The following is a 15,756-nucleotide window of genomic DNA, read 5'->3' on the forward strand; positions in this document are numbered from 1 at the left end:
GCTGCCTCGGCGGGGCGGGCAAGGTTTCAAAGAGCATTCGGAGCAAGTTATGGCAGGTCATTCCAAGTGGGCAAACATCAAGCACCGCAAAGAACGTCAGGATGCCAAGAGGGGCAAGATCTTCACCAAGTGGATCCGTGAACTGACCGTTGCGGCCCGTCAGGGTGGCGGTGATCCGGGTTCCAACCCGCGTCTGCGTCTGGCACTGGACAAGGCGTTGAGCGCGAACATGAGTCGCGACATCATCGACCGTGCCGTCGCGCGCGGTGCCGGCGCCACTGAAGCGGACAACGTTGAAGAACTGACCTACGAAGGTTACGGCCCGGGCGGTGTGGCGGTGATGGTCGAGTGCATGACCGACAACCGCAACCGCACTGCGGCAGCTGTGCGTCACGCGTTCAGCAAGTGTGGCGGCAACCTCGGCACCGATGGTTCGGTGGCGTATCTGTTCGAGCGCAAGGGCCAGATCAGTTTCGCCCCGGGCGTCGATGAAGACGCACTGACCGAAGCGGCGCTGGAAGCCGATGCCGATGACGTGGTCACCCACGAAGACGGTTCGATCGACGTGTTCACCTCGTTCACCGGTTTCTATGCGGTGCGCAACGCGCTGGAAGCGGCCGGGTTCAAGGGCGATGATGCGGAAATCGTCATGCAGCCGACCACGAGCGCCGAGCTGGATCTGGAAGGTGCGGAGAAAGTGCTCAAGCTGATCGACATGCTTGAGGACCTGGATGACGTGCAGAACGTCTACTCCAACGCGGACATCCCGGAAGACGTCGCCGCTCAGCTTGGCTGATGTAAATAGAAAGGTCGCAGTTTTTTGCTGGCTCTACACTTCTTCTGTAGGAGCTGCCGAAGGCTGCGATCTTTTGATCTTTTAAAAACACAAAGATCGCAGCCTTCGGCAGCTCCTACATGTACCCTCAGCTTTCGCATCATTTTCTGCAGGCGTTATGACTCTAATCCTTGGTATCGACCCCGGTTCGCGCATCACCGGTTACGGGATCGTTCGCGATACCGGGCGGGGTGGCTGCATCTATGTGGCCTCGGGCTGCATTCGCACCGGCTCCGGCGAGCTGCATGAGCGTCTGCAGATCGTCTATCGCGGCGTGCGCGAAATCATCAAGACCTACGGCCCGGTGACCATGGGCATCGAAAAGGTGTTCATGGCGAAAAACGCCGACTCGGCGCTGAAGCTCGGACAGGCGCGGGGCGCTGCGATTGTCGCCGGCGCCGAAGAGTGTCTGGAAATCGCCGAGTACACCGCCACGCAAGTCAAACAGGCGGTGGTCGGCACCGGTGCGGCCAATAAGGAGCAGGTGCAGATGATGGTCATGCACATGCTCAAGTTGACCAGCAAGCCGCAGATCGACGCCTCCGACGCTCTCGCGATTGCCATTTGCCATGCGCACACGCGCTCCAGCCTGCTGCCGCACGGTCTGGGAACCGCACGCAGTCGTGGCGGGCGCCTGCGTCTCTGATAGCATCAGCATCAATTTTCCTGAAAGTGGCTTCGCGGTGCCTGTGTTGCCGGCGCGCAAGCCACCTTCAATCGTCGCCAGCCCACGGCTGGCCAGCGCTCAAGGATTCAAAACGTGATTGGACGCTTGCGCGGCACCCTGGCTGAAAAACAGCCGCCGCACCTGATTCTCGATGTCAATGGCCTTGGCTATGAGGTGGAAGTGCCCATGACCACCCTTTATCGTCTGCCGTCGGTCGGCGAACCGCTGACCCTGCACACCCATTTGGTCGTACGCGAAGATGCGCAATTGCTCTATGGTTTTGCCGGCAAGCGTGAGCGAGACTTCTTTCGCGAGCTGATCCGTCTCAACGGCGTCGGACCGAAACTGGCGCTGGCGTTGATGTCGAGCCTGGAAGTCGACGAGCTGGTGCGCTGCGTGCAGTCTCAGGACACTTCGGCGCTGACCAAGGTGCCGGGGGTTGGCAAGAAAACCGCCGAGCGTTTGCTGGTGGAATTGAAAGATCGCTTCAAGGCCTGGGAAACTTCGCCGGCGATGTTCGCGCTGGTGCCGAATCAGCCGGACGGCCCGGCGCCGGTCAACAGTGCCGAGACCGATGCGGTCAGCGCGTTGATCTCGCTGGGCTACAAGCCGCAGGAAGCGAGCAAGGCGATTTCCGCGATCAAAGACAAGAACCTGAGCAGCGAAGACCTGATCCGCCGCGCTCTGAAGGGAATGATTTAAGTGATTGAAGCTGATCGTCTGATCGCTGCCGCGCACAGCCCGCGCGAGCGCGAAGAAGTCCAGGATCGGGCCATCCGCCCGGTCAGCCTGGCCGACTACATTGGCCAGCCGACCGTGCGCGAGCAGATGGAACTGTTTATCCAGGCTGCCCGTGGCCGCAGCGAGTCCCTCGATCACACCCTGATCTTCGGCCCGCCGGGGCTGGGCAAGACCACGCTGGCGAACATCATTGCTCAGGAAATGGGCGTGTCGATCAAGAGCACCTCCGGGCCAGTGCTGGAACGCCCGGGTGATCTGGCCGCGTTGCTGACCAATCTTGAGCCGCACGATGTGTTGTTCATCGACGAAATCCATCGTCTGTCGCCGATCGTTGAAGAAGTGCTGTATCCGGCGATGGAAGATTTCCAGCTCGACATCATGATCGGCGAAGGGCCGGCAGCGCGCTCGATCAAACTCGATCTGCCGCCTTTCACTCTGGTCGGCGCCACCACCCGCGCCGGCATGCTGACCAATCCGTTGCGTGATCGCTTCGGTATCGTCCAGCGTCTGGAGTTCTACAGCACGGCGGATCTGGCAACGATCGTCAGTCGTTCGGCGGCAATTCTCGGTCTGCCGCTGGACCCGGAAGGTTCGTTCGAGATCGCCCGTCGCGCCCGTGGCACGCCGCGAATTGCCAACCGTCTGCTGCGGCGGGTGCGCGATTTCGCTGAAGTACGCGCCAAGGGACACATCACCAAAGCGGTGGCGGATCTGGCGCTGAACCTGCTGGACGTCGACGAACACGGTTTCGATCACCAGGACCGGCGTCTGCTGCTGACCATGATCGAGAAGTTCGACGGCGGCCCGGTCGGTATCGACAGTCTGGCGGCGGCGATCAGTGAAGAACGCCACACCATTGAAGACGTGCTCGAGCCATATCTGATCCAGCAGGGCTACATCATGCGCACGCCACGGGGCAGGGTGGTGACGCGGCATGCCTATCTGCATTTCGGTTTGAATGTTCCGTCACGCATGGGCGAGATGCCCGTGGCAGACGAGTTTCTCGACGCCGTCGACGATTGATACACATTTGCTGGTGATTTATTCAGGGTTTGTACTGTCAGACGACGGTACTTTTGCGTTAAAGCTTTGAAACCACGAAAAACAGTTGTCTGGCCGGATTGGCAACCTGAGGAGTAAGCACTAGAGTATGCGCGCGCAAAACGGGCTTGAGCCGTTCGCACATCGTTGTCGCGTTTATTACGAGGACACCGACGCGGGCGGCATCGTGTATTACGTTAATTACCTCAAGTTTATGGAACGGGCTCGAACCGAGCGGCTACGGGAACTGGGTTTTGCCCAATCTACGCTTGCCGGAGAGGACCTGTTGTTCGTCGTGCATTCCAGCGAAGCGCGCTACCACGCGCCGGCGCGACTGGATGACGAACTGCTGGTAAGCGCTGATGTAATCGAATTGAACCGTGCCAGCCTGCGCTTCAAACAGCAGGTCAGGCGGGCCACGGATAATGTGCTGCTCTGCGAAGGGCAGTTTTTGGTGGCCTGCGTGCGCACCGACAGTTTGAAACCCCGGGCCCTTCCCGAAGACCTGCGTGCGGCCTTCGCCGACGCGGTCGGCCCGGGTACACACTCAAAGCAGGAGATAAAGCGTGGAAGCTAACGTCGTCGACCATTCCTCCATGTGGAGCCTGGTCAGCAATGCCAGCATCGTGGTGCAGTTGGTAATGTTGACCCTGGTGGCCGCATCGGTGACCTCATGGATCATGATCTTTCAGCGCAGCAATTTGCTGCGTGCCGGTCGACGTGCCCTGGAGAGCTTCGAAGAGCGCTTCTGGTCGGGTATCGACCTGTCCAAACTGTACCGTCAGGCTGGCAGCAACCCTGATCCGGATTCGGGCGTGGAGCAGATCTTCCGTGCGGGTTTCAAGGAATTCTCCCGTCTGCGTCAGCAGCCAGGTGTCGATCCTGAAGCCGTGATGGAAGGTGTCGCCCGTGCCATGCGTGTGGCCATCTCGCGCGAAGAAGAGAAGCTCGAGCAGAGCCTGCCGTTCCTCGCCACCGTCGGTTCGGTCAGCCCTTACATCGGTCTGTTCGGCACCGTGTGGGGGATCATGAACTCCTTCCGCGGTCTGGCCAGCGCCCAGCAAGCGACCCTGGCCACCGTTGCCCCGGGTATCGCCGAAGCCCTCATCGCCACCGCGATCGGCCTGTTCGCTGCGATCCCGGCGGTCATCGCTTACAACCGTTTTGCTGCGCGCAGCGAAACCTTGCTGGGCCGCTACTACACGTTCGCCGATGAATTCCAGGCGATCCTGCACCGCAAAGTGCACACCAGCGAAGAATAAGCAGGTATTTCCCGATGGCTTTAATCGCTCGAGCTCGCAAAAAGCGCAAGCCGGTCGCCGAGATGAACGTGGTGCCCTACATCGACGTGATGTTGGTGCTGCTGGTCATCTTCATGGTGACCGCGCCGATGCTCAATCAGGGCGTGAAAGTTGATCTGCCCAAGGTTTCCAGCGAAGCCTTGCCGCAGGACAACAACACTCAGGTCCTGACCATTTCGATCAAGGCTGACAAGACCTACTACTGGAACCTTGGCAGCGAAGTCGACACCGAGAAGCAACAGGACAGGGCCATGACCCTGCCGCAAATGACCGACGCGGTGACCAAGATCATTCGCACTGGCACTGAAAACGGCAAACGCACCCAGGTGTTCATTCGTGGCGACAAGACTGTCGACTACGGCGCCGTCATGGGTGCAATGGGCGGGTTGCAGAAAGCCGGGGTCGGTAACGTTGGTCTGATTACCGAGGCCCCCTGATGCAGCAACAGCGAGAGCCGTCCGCCTCGGAAAGCTACTTCTGGCCTAGTGTTCTGGCAATCGTCCTGCACGTGCTGGTGTTTGGCATGCTGTTCGTCAGTTTTGCCTTCACGCCCGAACTGCCGCCGGCCAAGCCGATCGTCCAGGCGACTCTGTACCAGCTGAAATCGAAAAGTCCGGCGACTACCCAGACCAATCAGAAGATTGCGGGTGAGGCGAAGAAAACTGCCGCGCGCCAGACTGAAGTCGAACAGCTCGAACAGAAAAAGATCGAGCAGGAAGCGGTGAAGGCGGCGGAACAAAAGAAAGAGGAAGCGGCTCAAAAGGCCGAGGAAGCCAAGAAGGCCGACGAGGCGAAGAAAGCGGACGAAGCGAAAAAGGCTGATGAAGCCAAGAAAGCCGACGACGCGAAGAAAGCCGAAGCCAAAAAGGCCGAAGAGAAACAATTGGCTGATATAGCCAAGAAGAAGGCCGAAGACGAGGCGAAAAAGGCTGCTGAAGAAGAGGCCAAGAAAGCCGCTGCTGAAGAAGCCAAGAAGAAGATCGTCGAAGACGCGAAGAAGAAAGCCGCCGAAGACGCCAAGAAGAAAGCTGAAGCTGAAGAGGCGAAGAAGAAAGTCGCCGAAGATGCGAAGAAAAAGGCTGCTGCTGACGCTGCCAAGAAAAAGGCCCAGGACGCAGCTCGTAAATCGGCTGAAGATAAAAAGGCCCAGGCATTGGCTGAGTTGCTTTCGGACAAGACTGATCGGGCAGCGACCAAGGCTGATGAACTCGGCGACAGCGTCGCGGGTGATTTCGATGATCTGATCAGGCTGCGTGTTTCGGAGGGTTGGAATCTTCCGCCTTCGGCACGTAAAGGCATGAAGGTAGAGCTGCGGATCAGTATGTTGCCGGACGGTACCGTAACGGGCGCCGCGGTCACGAAGTCCAGCGGCGATGCTCCTTTTGACGCTTCGGCGGTAGCTGCAGTCAAGAACATCGGGCGGTTGACGGAAATGCAGGGCTTGAGCCCTAGTGATTTTGCTCCGTATCGTTCATTCAAGATGACATTCAATCCTGAGGATTTAGGCTTGTGAGAAATATTCTTCGATCAATGCTGGTCGTTATCTGCTGCCTTGCAGGGATAGCGGTAGCAGACGAAAAGAACATCCTGATCAGCAGTGGCACTGACCGGGCAACTCCGATCGCCGTCGTACCGTTCGGCATGCAGGGCGGTGCCGTGCTACCGGATGACATGGCGGAAATCATCGGTAACGATTTGCGCAACTCGGGCTACTACGCGCCGATCCCCAAGCAAAACATGATCAGCCAGCCAAGCCAGCCGAGCGAAATCATCTTCCGTGACTGGAAGGCATTGGGTGCTCAATACGTGATGGTCGGCAGCATCGCTCCAGCCGGTGGTCGCCTGCAGGTGCAGTGGGCACTGTTCAACGTCGCCACCGAGCAGAAAGTGGCGGACGGCAGTGTTTCCGGCACGACCGACCAGATCCGTGACATGGCGCACTTCATTTCCGATCAGTCGTTCCAGAAGCTGACCGGTATTGACGGTGCCTTCTCGACACGTTTGCTGTACGTAACGGCCGAGCGTTTTTCCGAGAAAAACACCCGTTACACGCTGCAACGCTCCGACTATGACGGTGCCCGCGCAGTGACTCTGCTGCAATCGCGCGAGCCGATCCTGTCGCCGCGTTTTGCACCGGACGGCAAGCGTATCGCCTACGTGTCGTTCGAGCAGAAGCGTCCGCGTATCTTCATGCAGAACATCGACACCGGTCGCCGTGAGCAGATCACCAACTTCGAAGGCCTCAATGGCGCGCCAGCCTGGTCGCCGGATGGCAATCGCCTGGCGTTCGTGCTGTCGAAAGACGGTAACCCGGACATCTACGTGATGAACCTCGGTTCGCGCCAGATCAGCCGCGTAACCAACGGCCAAGGCATCAATACCGAACCGTTCTGGGGCAAGGATGGCTCGACCATCTATTTCACCTCGGACCGTGGCGGCAAGCCGCAAATCTATAAAACCAGCGTCGGTGGCGGTGGTGCCGAGCGTGTGACGTTCGTGGGCAACTACAACGCCAACCCGAAACTTTCGGCTGATGAAAAGACTTTGGTGATGATTCATCGTCAGGATGGCTTCACCAATTTCAAGGTGGCAGCTCAGGATCTGCAGCGGGGTAGTGTAAAGATCCTCACTGATAGCACTCTGGACGAGTCACCTACTGTTGCGCCCAACGGCACCATGGTAATCTACGCCACCCGCCAACAGGGCCGGGGAGTCTTGATGCTCGTGTCCATTAATGGACGCGTGAGGCTCCCGCTTCCTACCGCTCAAGGCGAAGTCAGAGAACCGTCCTGGTCCCCTTACCTGAAGTGAGCGGGCGCTACACGTTTTACTTAACACACTGGGGTTCATTAGGAGTTTCACGATGGAAATGCTGAAGTTTGGTAAATTTGCTGCGCTGGCTCTGGCCATGGCTGTAGCTGTAGGTTGCTCGTCCAAAGGCGGCGACAACGCCGGTGAAGGCGCTGTTGATCCAAACGCTGGTTACGGCGCAAACACCGGTGCCGTTGACGGTTCCCTGAGCGAAGAAGCTGCTCTGCGCGCAATCACCACCTTCTACTTCGAATACGACAGCTCGGACCTGAAGCCAGAAGCCATGCGCGCTCTGGACGTTCACGCCAAAGACCTGAAAGCAAACGGCGCTCGCGTTGTTCTGGAAGGCAACACCGACGAACGTGGTACTCGTGAGTACAACATGGCACTGGGCGAGCGTCGTGCGAAAGCCGTTCAGCGCTACCTGGTACTGCAAGGTGTTTCCCCAGCTCAGCTGGAACTGGTTTCCTACGGCGAAGAGCGTCCAGTTGCTACCGGCAACGACGAGCAGTCCTGGGCCCAGAACCGTCGCGTCGAACTGCGTAAGTAATTCGATATGCGAACGTGCCGTCGTGCTGTAACTGTTCTGGCTCTCAGCCTCGCGCCGCTTGCGGCGTGGGCTGCGGTTCCTGTGGTCGATGACAACTCCGGTTATAACAATAGCGGGAGCAGTTATCCGCCTGCGGGTTACGGTACGAACGGCGCCTATGCCGGGGGAGCGGCTTCGGCCCCTGCCTCGGCACAAGGCATGCTGTTCAACCAATTGCAACAGATGCAGGATCAGATCTCGCGCCAACAGGGCGTGATCGAAGAACTGCAGAATCAGGTTTCGCGCATGAAGCAGGAATCCCTGGAGCGATACCAGGATCTTGATCGGCGCATAGGATCCGGCGTTGCACCAGCCGCGACTCCCGAGAATTCTTCTGCCGGTGGCGATGCAAGTGCTGCTGCCGGTGCTGCCGCAGGTGCGGGTGCTGCTGCGGCAGCCCAGGCCCCTGCTGCGGGTAGCGAACCGGCTGATCCGGCCAAGGAAAAGCTGTATTACGATGCCGCTTTCGACCTGATCAAAGCCAAGGATTTCGACAAGGCCAGCCAGGCCTTCGCCGCTTTCCTGCGCAAATACCCCAACAGCCAGTACGCGGGCAACGCTCAATACTGGTTGGGCGAAGTGAACCTGGCCAAGGGTGATCTGCAAGGTGCAGGTCAGGCCTTTGCCAAGGTTTCGCAGCTGTATCCCAAGCACAACAAAGTGCCGGATTCGCTGTACAAGCTGGCTGACGTAGAACGCCGCCTCGGTCATACCGACAAGGTCAAAGGCATTCTGCAGCAGGTGGTGTCCCAATATCCGGGCACTTCCGCCGCGCAGCTGGCCCAGCGTGATTTGCAGCGCATGTAAGCCTGTTCATCCGTGTTTTGAAGAAACCCGCGCTTGTCGCGGGTTTTTTCGTTAGAATTCACGCCCTTTTTCTGAAACACGCTTCTTGTGGTCTACGCGTTGGCGGGATTGCCTGAAGTGCCTGACGGAGGCGGACAGCCTGTTTAGCTGTTACGCCCGTGGCGACTATGCAAGACACATTGAGAATCACCGAAGTTTTCTACTCGTTGCAGGGGGAAACTCGGACTGCCGGGCTGCCCACGGTTTTCGTGCGCCTGACCGGTTGCCCGTTGCGTTGCCAATACTGCGACAGCGCTTATGCGTTCAGCGGCGGCACCGTCCGCACCCTCGACGACATCGTTGAGCAAGTGGCCGGATATCGTCCGCGCTACGTCTGTGTCACCGGCGGTGAGCCGTTGGCTCAGCCGAACGCCATTCCTTTGCTTGAACGGTTGTGTGATGCCGGTTACGAGGTGTCGCTGGAAACCAGCGGCGCCCTCGACGTGTCCGCCGTCGATCCGCGTGTCAGTCGCGTCGTCGACCTGAAAACGCCGGGCTCGAAAGAAGCCCATCGCAACCGTTACGAGAACATCGAACTGCTGACCCGCAACGATCAGGTGAAGTTTGTCATCTGCTCGCGGGAAGACTATGACTGGGCGGTATCGAAACTGATCCAGTACGGGCTTGATCGACGTGCGGGTGAAGTGCTTTTCTCCCCAAGTCATCATGACCTCAATGCCAGGGATCTGGCGGATTGGGTGGTGGCAGATAACCTGCCAGTGCGGCTGCAACTGCAGTTGCATAAATATCTATGGAATGATGAGCCGGGGCGCTGAGATGATTGAACAACTGAACACTACCGAAAAACGTGCCGTTATCCTGCTTTCGGGCGGCCTCGACTCGGCCACCGTCGTGGCGATGGCACGCGCCGAAGGCTACGCCTGCTACACCATGAGCTTCGATTACGGCCAGCGCTCCCATGCTGAATTGCATGCCGCCGCCCGCGTTGCTCGCGATCTGGGAGTGGTCGAGCACAAGGTCATTGGCCTGAATCTCAACGGCATGGGCGGCTCGGCGCTGACTGACACCAGCATCGACATTCCGGAAGAGCTGGGCGAAGGCATTCCGGTGACTTATGTGCCGGCGCGCAACACCGTGTTTCTGTCGTTGGCGCTGGGTTGGGCCGAAGTGCTCGGCGCGCGCGACATCTTCATCGGCGTCAATGCAGTGGATTATTCCGGCTACCCGGATTGCCGTCCCGAGTTCATCGAGTCGTTCGAGCGCATGGCCAACCTGGCCACCAAAGCGGGCGTGGAAGGCAATGGCTTCCGCATTCAGGCGCCACTGCAAAACCTGAGCAAGGCGCAGATCGTCCAGGCTGGCGTGAAGCTGGGCGTGGATTATGGCCTGACGGTTTCCTGCTATCAGGCAGACGATGACGGCCGCGCCTGCGGCAAATGCGACAGCTGCCGCCTGCGTGCTGAAGGCTTCGCGGCGGCGGGTGTGAGCGATCCAACTCCTTATTTTTGATCTTTTTCAAAAAAGGTGTTGAATAGTCCTTAAAAATCAGTATTATACGCGCCACCACACAGCGGGTCGTTAGCTCAGTTGGTAGAGCAGTTGGCTTTTAACCAATTGGTCGTAGGTTCGAATCCCACACGACCCACCATATTTGGCGGTTTAGAAAATCCGGAAGGCCCACGAAAGTGAGGATTTCCGGGTTTTTTTGCCTGCAATTCGGGCGTTCGATGTTTCAGCGCGGGCGGCCTGACACAGGTCAGAATCATCTTTTGTATCAACGGGATATTCTGTAGCCTTGCGCAGCTTCAACGCTGTCCGTGCCTGATGATACTCACTCTCCCGGCGGTACCCTCTAACGGTCCGGAGCCGGGTGTATACTCGACTTTCGCGCGAATGCGCCTGCAGGTCTTGCGAACATGACGCAGATTTCCGAACGCCTTCTGGTTCAAGCCCACCTCGACGCCAAACAGCCCAAACCGCTGACGGCAGAAGAGGAGGCTTATTACCGTTCCGCCATCGCCGCCGAGCTCAAGGCTCAGGACGCGGTGCTGGTTGCCCACTTTTATTGCGATCCGGTGATTCAGGCCCTGGCCGAAGAGACCGGCGGCTGTGTATCCGATTCCCTGGAAATGGCCCGCTTCGGCAATGCCCATCCGGCCAAGACCGTGGTGGTCGCCGGCGTGAAGTTCATGGGCGAGACGGCAAAGATTCTCAACCCGGAAAAACGCGTGCTGATGCCGACCCTGGAGGCGACGTGCTCGCTGGACCTGGGATGCCCGGTCGATGAGTTCTCGGCGTTCTGCGACCAGCACCCGGAACGCACCGTGGTGGTGTATGCCAATACTTCCGCCGCCGTGAAGGCTCGGGCTGACTGGGTGGTGACTTCGAGCTGCGCACTGGAAATCGTCGAAAGCCTGATGGACAACGGCGAGACGATCATCTGGGGCCCGGACAAGCATCTGGGCACCTACATTCAGCGCAAGACCGGCGCCGACATGCTGCTGTGGGACGGTGCTTGCATCGTCCATGAAGAATTCAAGTCCAAGCAGCTCGAAGACATGAAGGCGCTGTACCCGGACGCGGCGATTCTGGTGCATCCCGAGTCGCCGACTTCGGTGATTGAGCTGGCGGATGCCGTCGGTTCCACCAGTCAGTTGATCGCGGCCGCGCAAAGCCTGCCGAACAAGACCCTGATCGTCGCTACCGACCGTGGCATCTTCTACAAGATGCAGCAGCTGTGCCCGGACAAGGTCTTTATCGAGGCGCCTACCGCCGGTAATGGCGCCGCGTGCCGCAGTTGTGCACATTGCCCGTGGATGGCCATGAACACCCTTGAGCGCACGCTCAAGAGCTTGAAAGAAGGCACCAACGAGATCTTTGTCGATCCGGCGCTGATTCCCCAAGCGATCCGCCCGTTGAAGCGCATGCTCGACTTCACCCAGGCAGCGCGGATGAAGCTGGCGGGTAACGCTTAAGCTTCAAAGGCATTACACAAACCTGTGGGAGCGAGCCTGCTCGCGATAGCGGTGTGTCAGTCACCATCAAAATCGACTGATGCGACCCCTTCGCGAGCAGGCTCGCTCCCACAATGGTATTCGGTGTCAGGCGGTTATTTGCTCTTCTTCGGGATCCGCACCACGCACGTATCCGAATAGATGTCGTGCCAGGTGCGTTTCTGCTTGTCGAACAGCGACCAGAAGAATCCCAGCCCGACACACAACCACGACGCGATCGACACCATAAAGCGCAGCAGCGCCTGCCACAGGCTGATCGCTGTGCCGTTGGCGTTCTGCACGCGGATCCCCCACACCTGCATGCCGAGTGTCTGCCCGCCATGGGTCCAGAACTTGGCAAAGAAGCCGAACAATACCAACAGCAGCACCGTGGAGTAGAGCGGATCACCATCGAGCTGGCCGGCGTCGGTCATCACTCGCAGACGCTCTTCGCCAATGATCGCCGCCTGGATCAACTTATAGATGAATCCGGTGACGATCAGCAGGGCGGTGCACAGCAGGAAGTCGTAGAACATCGCCGCCAGACGACGACCGAGAGCAACGGGAGGAAAGTCCCCTTGCGGCGTGAGCAGGTGTTTCGACATGGCAGCCTCGGGACGCGAATGGAAGCGCCATTTTACGGATTAGCGCGCACAAAAAAGCCCCTGATATCAATATCAGGGGCTTTTTCGTATCAGAAGATCAGGCTTCTGCTTGTACTTCGTCAGCCTGCATGCCTTTCTGGCCTTGCACAGCAACGAAAGTCACTTTCTGGCCTTCTTTCAGGCTCTTGAAGCCGTTGCCCTGAATGGCGCGGAAATGTACGAACAGATCCGGACCGCTTTCTGGAGTGATAAAACCAAAACCTTTCTCGTCGTTAAACCACTTGACGGTACCGCTCTGACGTGTGGACATTTCTTATTTCCTTTGACGCATAAATTGATGACAGCCCCTTTCACATGAAAGAGTACTGGAGCTGGTTGCAAGGAGTAAGAAGACGTCGAGCGGGATGTAGCTAACTTGTAGGCTACTGCCCAGGTCACGATTCCAAGCTGACCCATGCAAACACAGTGGACAAACTCTACGCCAACTACGGGAGAAAAAACAAGCCCTGCGAAGGCCCCGGTTTTACTGCTCTTCATGGCAGTTCGTCAGTTAACTAGTTGAGTCTTAGACGATTGCCTGGTTGTATTTTCAGCAAACGTTATAAGCGACGTTCATATCCGAAAAAGATGTTAAAAAACGCACTGTTTTATGGCGATTGCGTTACACATTAGTGCACGCATAACGCAATCGCGTTACTTATAGAAACAGTCGATCAACCGCGATAGTAGCGTTGTGGAACAAATGGCATTTTGCTTACAAGCATTTGCACCTTTTTCCCACGGACGATGGCCCATACGGGCGTATCGAGCGTGACGTAGGCGCTGTCGAGGTAACCCATCGCCAATGGGCCGCCCAAGGTCGGACCAAAGCCGCCGCTGCAGACGCTGCCGATGATCTCGCCGGCCTCGTTGACGATCTCTGCGCCTTCACGCACCGGGGTGCGCTCCTGTGGCAGCAGGCCGACGCGTTTGCGTGCGACGCCGTTCTGTTGCTGCGCGAAGATCTGCTCGGCGCCCGGGAAACCGCCGGCCCGTGCGCCGTCGGCGCGGCGTGGCTTGGAGATCGCCCAAAGCAGGCTGGCTTCGATCGGCGTGGTTTCGGTGTTCATGTCATGGCCGTACAGGCACAGGCCGGCTTCCAGACGCAGCGAATCACGGGCGCCGAGGCCGATGGCCTGGACCTCTGGTTCGGCGAGCAGGGCGCGGGCGAGTTTTTCCGCTTCGGCGGCCGGTACAGAGATTTCGAAACCGTCTTCACCGGTGTAGCCCGAACGGCTGACAAAGCAGTCCACGCCCAGCAACGACACACGGTTGAACTGCATGAAGGTCATCTTCGTCACGTCCGGCGCAAGACGCGCCAGCACCGTGACGGCTGCCGGACCTTGCAGGGCGAGCAGGGCGCGCTCTTCGAACAGCGCCGTAATGGTGCACTGATCGCCGATGTGTTTTTGCAGATGCGCGAGATCCTGATCCTTGCACGCGGCGTTGACCACCAGGAACAACTCGTCATTGCCCAGATTGGCAACCATCAGGTCGTCGAGGATGCCGCCGCTTTCGTTGGTGAACATCGCATAACGCTGCATGCCCACCGGCAGGTCGATGATGTCCACCGGCACCAGGGTTTCCAGGGCTTTGGCCGCATTGGCACCGGTCAGACGAATCTGGCCCATGTGCGAGACGTCGAACAACCCGGCTTGCTCACGGGTGTGCTGATGTTCTTTCATCACTCCGAGTGGGTATTGCACGGGCATGTCGTAGCCGGCGAACGGCACCATGCGCGCGCCGAGTTCGAGGTGCAGTGCGTGCAGCGGGGTTTTCGAGAGTTGTTCGGTGGACATGCGTGGCTCCTTTGAATTTGGGTTGCGGGTGAGAGGCAAGATCAAGAGCCCCTCACCCCAGCCCTCTCCCGGAGGGAGAGGGAGCTAGTTACGTTTGGCTGAGTTGGTAATCAGCATTCGATAATGTTGACCGCCAGGCCGCCGCGGGCGGTTTCCTTGTATTTGCTTTTCATGTCGGCGCCGGTCTGGCGCATGGTGCGGATGACTTTGTCGAGGGAGACGAAATGCTGGCCGTCGCCACGCATGGCCATGCGCACGGCATTGATGGCTTTCACCGAACCCATCGCATTGCGCTCGATGCACGGGACTTGTACCAGGCCGCCGATCGGGTCGCAGGTCAAACCGAGGTTGTGTTCCATGCCGATTTCCGCGGCGTTCTCGACTTGCTGCACGCTGCCGCCGAGCACTTCGCACAGAGCGCCGGCCGCCATTGAACAGGCCACACCGACTTCACCCTGACAACCGACTTCGGCGCCGGAGATCGAAGCGTTTTCCTTGTAAAGAATGCCGATTGCGGCAGCGGTCAGCAGAAAACGCACGACACCGTCGTCATTCGCCCCGGGGATAAAACGCATGTAGTAATGCAGCACCGCCGGAATGATCCCCGCCGCGCCATTGGTGGGCGCAGTGACCACGCGTCCGCCATTGGCGTTTTCTTCGTTGACCGCCAGTGCATAAAGATTGACCCAGTCGAGCACCGACAACGGATCGCGCAGGGCCGATTCCGGGTTCTTGCACAATTGCCGATGCAGCGCCGCCGCCCGGCGTTTGACCTTCAAACCGCCCGGCAAGATACCTTCGTTACGACAGCCAGCAGCGACGCAGTCCTGCATCACCTGCCAGATTTTCAGCAGGCCGGCACGGGTTTCGGCTTCCGGGCGCCAGGCGCTTTCATTGGTCAGCATCACCTGGCTGATCGACAGCCCGTACGTAGCGCAATGAACGAGCAAGTCCTTGGCGCTTTTGAAAGGGAAGGTCAGTGGCGTGGCGTCTTCGACGATGCGATCGGCACCGGCCGCATCTTCATCGACGACAAAACCACCGCCAACCGAGTAGTACTCGCGACTGCGAATCTGAATCCCCGCCGCATCGAAGGCGCGAAAGATCATGCCGTTGGGGTGATAGGCCAGCGGCTTGCGGATCATCGCCAGATGTTCTTTCTCGTTGAACGCAATGCTGTGTTCGCCGAGCAGGTTCAAGCGGCCGTTGCCGCGAATTTCCTGCAGGCGCGCGGCGACGGTTTCGGTGTCGACTGTGTCCGGGTGCTCGCCTTCAAGGCCGAGCAGCACGGCTTTATCGCTGCCGTGACCTTTGCCGGTAGCACCGAGCGAACCGTACAGCTCGACCCGCACGCTGGCGGTGCTGGTCAACAGGTTTTCACGGCGCAAACCTTCGGCGAAGCGCGCAGCGGCGCGCATCGGGCCGACGGTGTGGGAACTGGAGGGACCGATGCCAATCTTGAACAGGTCGAACACGCTTAACGACATGAGTGGTTCTCCGGTTTCTTGTTATGGGGATTGGCGCAGTT

At 58.7% G+C, this 15,756-nt stretch carries 18 protein-coding genes and 1 tRNA gene; 15 read left to right on the forward strand and 4 right to left on the reverse strand.

Annotated elements, in window-relative coordinates; translation table 11 throughout:
- The first annotated feature begins 49 nt into the window (after nucleotides 1-49).
- The 15 genes from ACZZ0K_RS03620 (at nucleotide 50) to nadA (ending at nucleotide 11,767) form a co-directional block, all read left to right on the forward strand.
- Nucleotides 50-796 (forward strand): YebC/PmpR family DNA-binding transcriptional regulator, encoded by a 747-nt coding sequence (locus tag ACZZ0K_RS03620; protein WP_024014089.1) that lies wholly within the window; start codon nucleotides 50-52, stop codon nucleotides 794-796.
- Between the two features lie 157 nt (nucleotides 797-953).
- Nucleotides 954-1,481 carry a crossover junction endodeoxyribonuclease RuvC gene (gene ruvC / locus ACZZ0K_RS03625; protein ID WP_016773501.1) on the forward strand — a complete coding sequence of 176 codons (528 nt, stop codon included), beginning with the start codon at nucleotides 954-956 and terminating at the stop codon, nucleotides 1,479-1,481.
- 114 nt (nucleotides 1,482-1,595) lie between these two features.
- The gene (gene ruvA / locus ACZZ0K_RS03630; RefSeq protein WP_024014088.1) at nucleotides 1,596-2,204 is read left to right on the forward strand and encodes a Holliday junction branch migration protein RuvA; all 609 of its coding nucleotides are present in this window, start codon (nucleotides 1,596-1,598) and stop codon (nucleotides 2,202-2,204) included.
- Nucleotides 2,205-3,266, forward strand: coding sequence for a Holliday junction branch migration DNA helicase RuvB (gene ruvB, locus ACZZ0K_RS03635; protein ID WP_024014087.1), 1,062 nt, complete (start codon nucleotides 2,205-2,207; stop codon nucleotides 3,264-3,266). It begins immediately after the preceding gene.
- Between the two features lie 127 nt (nucleotides 3,267-3,393).
- Complete coding sequence (ybgC, locus tag ACZZ0K_RS03640) at nucleotides 3,394-3,861, forward strand: tol-pal system-associated acyl-CoA thioesterase (RefSeq protein ID WP_150741943.1); 468 nt, start codon at nucleotides 3,394-3,396, stop codon at nucleotides 3,859-3,861.
- On the forward strand, nucleotides 3,851-4,546 hold the full coding sequence (gene tolQ / locus ACZZ0K_RS03645) for a protein TolQ (RefSeq protein WP_008080223.1): 696 nt from the start codon (nucleotides 3,851-3,853) through the stop codon (nucleotides 4,544-4,546). Before ybgC ends, tolQ begins: the two co-directional genes overlap by 11 nt.
- A 23-nt stretch (nucleotides 4,547-4,569) precedes the next feature.
- A complete protein-coding gene (gene tolR / locus ACZZ0K_RS03650) occupies nucleotides 4,570-5,022 on the forward strand; it encodes a protein TolR (RefSeq protein ID WP_163012734.1) in 453 nt (150 codons plus the stop codon).
- Nucleotides 5,022-6,098 carry a cell envelope integrity protein TolA gene (tolA, locus tag ACZZ0K_RS03655; RefSeq protein WP_150741944.1) on the forward strand — a complete coding sequence of 359 codons (1,077 nt, stop codon included), beginning with the start codon at nucleotides 5,022-5,024 and terminating at the stop codon, nucleotides 6,096-6,098. The genes tolR and tolA overlap by 1 nt, the downstream gene beginning before the upstream one ends.
- A gap of 17 nt (nucleotides 6,099-6,115) precedes the next feature.
- A complete protein-coding gene (tolB, locus tag ACZZ0K_RS03660; protein WP_082367955.1) occupies nucleotides 6,116-7,396 on the forward strand; it encodes a Tol-Pal system beta propeller repeat protein TolB in 1,281 nt (426 codons plus the stop codon).
- A 52-nt stretch (nucleotides 7,397-7,448) separates the two neighbouring features.
- Nucleotides 7,449-7,946 carry a peptidoglycan-associated lipoprotein Pal gene (pal, locus tag ACZZ0K_RS03665; protein ID WP_003178634.1) on the forward strand — a complete coding sequence of 166 codons (498 nt, stop codon included), beginning with the start codon at nucleotides 7,449-7,451 and terminating at the stop codon, nucleotides 7,944-7,946.
- 6 nt (nucleotides 7,947-7,952) lie between these two features.
- Nucleotides 7,953-8,792, forward strand: coding sequence for a tol-pal system protein YbgF (ybgF, locus tag ACZZ0K_RS03670; RefSeq protein WP_024014085.1), 840 nt, complete (start codon nucleotides 7,953-7,955; stop codon nucleotides 8,790-8,792).
- Nucleotides 8,793-8,959: 167 nt separating this feature from the next.
- Complete coding sequence (queE, locus tag ACZZ0K_RS03675) at nucleotides 8,960-9,607, forward strand: 7-carboxy-7-deazaguanine synthase QueE (protein WP_252878773.1); 648 nt, start codon at nucleotides 8,960-8,962, stop codon at nucleotides 9,605-9,607.
- 1 nt (nucleotide 9,608) lies between these two features.
- Nucleotides 9,609-10,301 (forward strand): 7-cyano-7-deazaguanine synthase QueC, encoded by a 693-nt coding sequence (gene queC, locus ACZZ0K_RS03680; RefSeq protein ID WP_041479788.1) that lies wholly within the window; start codon nucleotides 9,609-9,611, stop codon nucleotides 10,299-10,301.
- 63 nt (nucleotides 10,302-10,364) lie between these two features.
- Nucleotides 10,365-10,440: transfer RNA gene (locus ACZZ0K_RS03685), tRNA-Lys, on the forward strand.
- 268 nt (nucleotides 10,441-10,708) lie between these two features.
- Nucleotides 10,709-11,767, forward strand: a complete 1,059-nt coding sequence (gene nadA, locus ACZZ0K_RS03690) for a quinolinate synthase NadA (protein ID WP_016773509.1) — start codon at nucleotides 10,709-10,711, stop codon at nucleotides 11,765-11,767.
- 134 nt (nucleotides 11,768-11,901) lie between these two features.
- Here nadA and ACZZ0K_RS03695 read toward each other — a convergent pair whose 3' ends face one another.
- The 4 genes from ACZZ0K_RS03695 to ACZZ0K_RS03710 form a co-directional block, all read right to left on the reverse strand.
- On the reverse strand, nucleotides 11,902-12,390 hold the full coding sequence (locus tag ACZZ0K_RS03695) for an RDD family protein (protein WP_071173361.1): 489 nt from the start codon (nucleotides 12,388-12,390) through the stop codon (nucleotides 11,902-11,904).
- 97 nt (nucleotides 12,391-12,487) lie between these two features.
- Nucleotides 12,488-12,700 (reverse strand): cold-shock protein, encoded by a 213-nt coding sequence (locus tag ACZZ0K_RS03700; RefSeq protein ID WP_003227496.1) that lies wholly within the window; start codon nucleotides 12,698-12,700, stop codon nucleotides 12,488-12,490.
- 403 nt (nucleotides 12,701-13,103) lie between these two features.
- The gene (gene gcvT / locus ACZZ0K_RS03705; protein WP_150741945.1) at nucleotides 13,104-14,228 is read right to left on the reverse strand and encodes a glycine cleavage system aminomethyltransferase GcvT; all 1,125 of its coding nucleotides are present in this window, start codon (nucleotides 14,226-14,228) and stop codon (nucleotides 13,104-13,106) included.
- 110 nt (nucleotides 14,229-14,338) lie between these two features.
- Nucleotides 14,339-15,715 carry an L-serine ammonia-lyase gene (locus ACZZ0K_RS03710; protein WP_252882564.1) on the reverse strand — a complete coding sequence of 459 codons (1,377 nt, stop codon included), beginning with the start codon at nucleotides 15,713-15,715 and terminating at the stop codon, nucleotides 14,339-14,341.
- Between the last annotated feature and the right edge of the window lie 41 nt (nucleotides 15,716-15,756).

This window comes from Pseudomonas sp. AC255 (genome assembly GCF_979258175.1).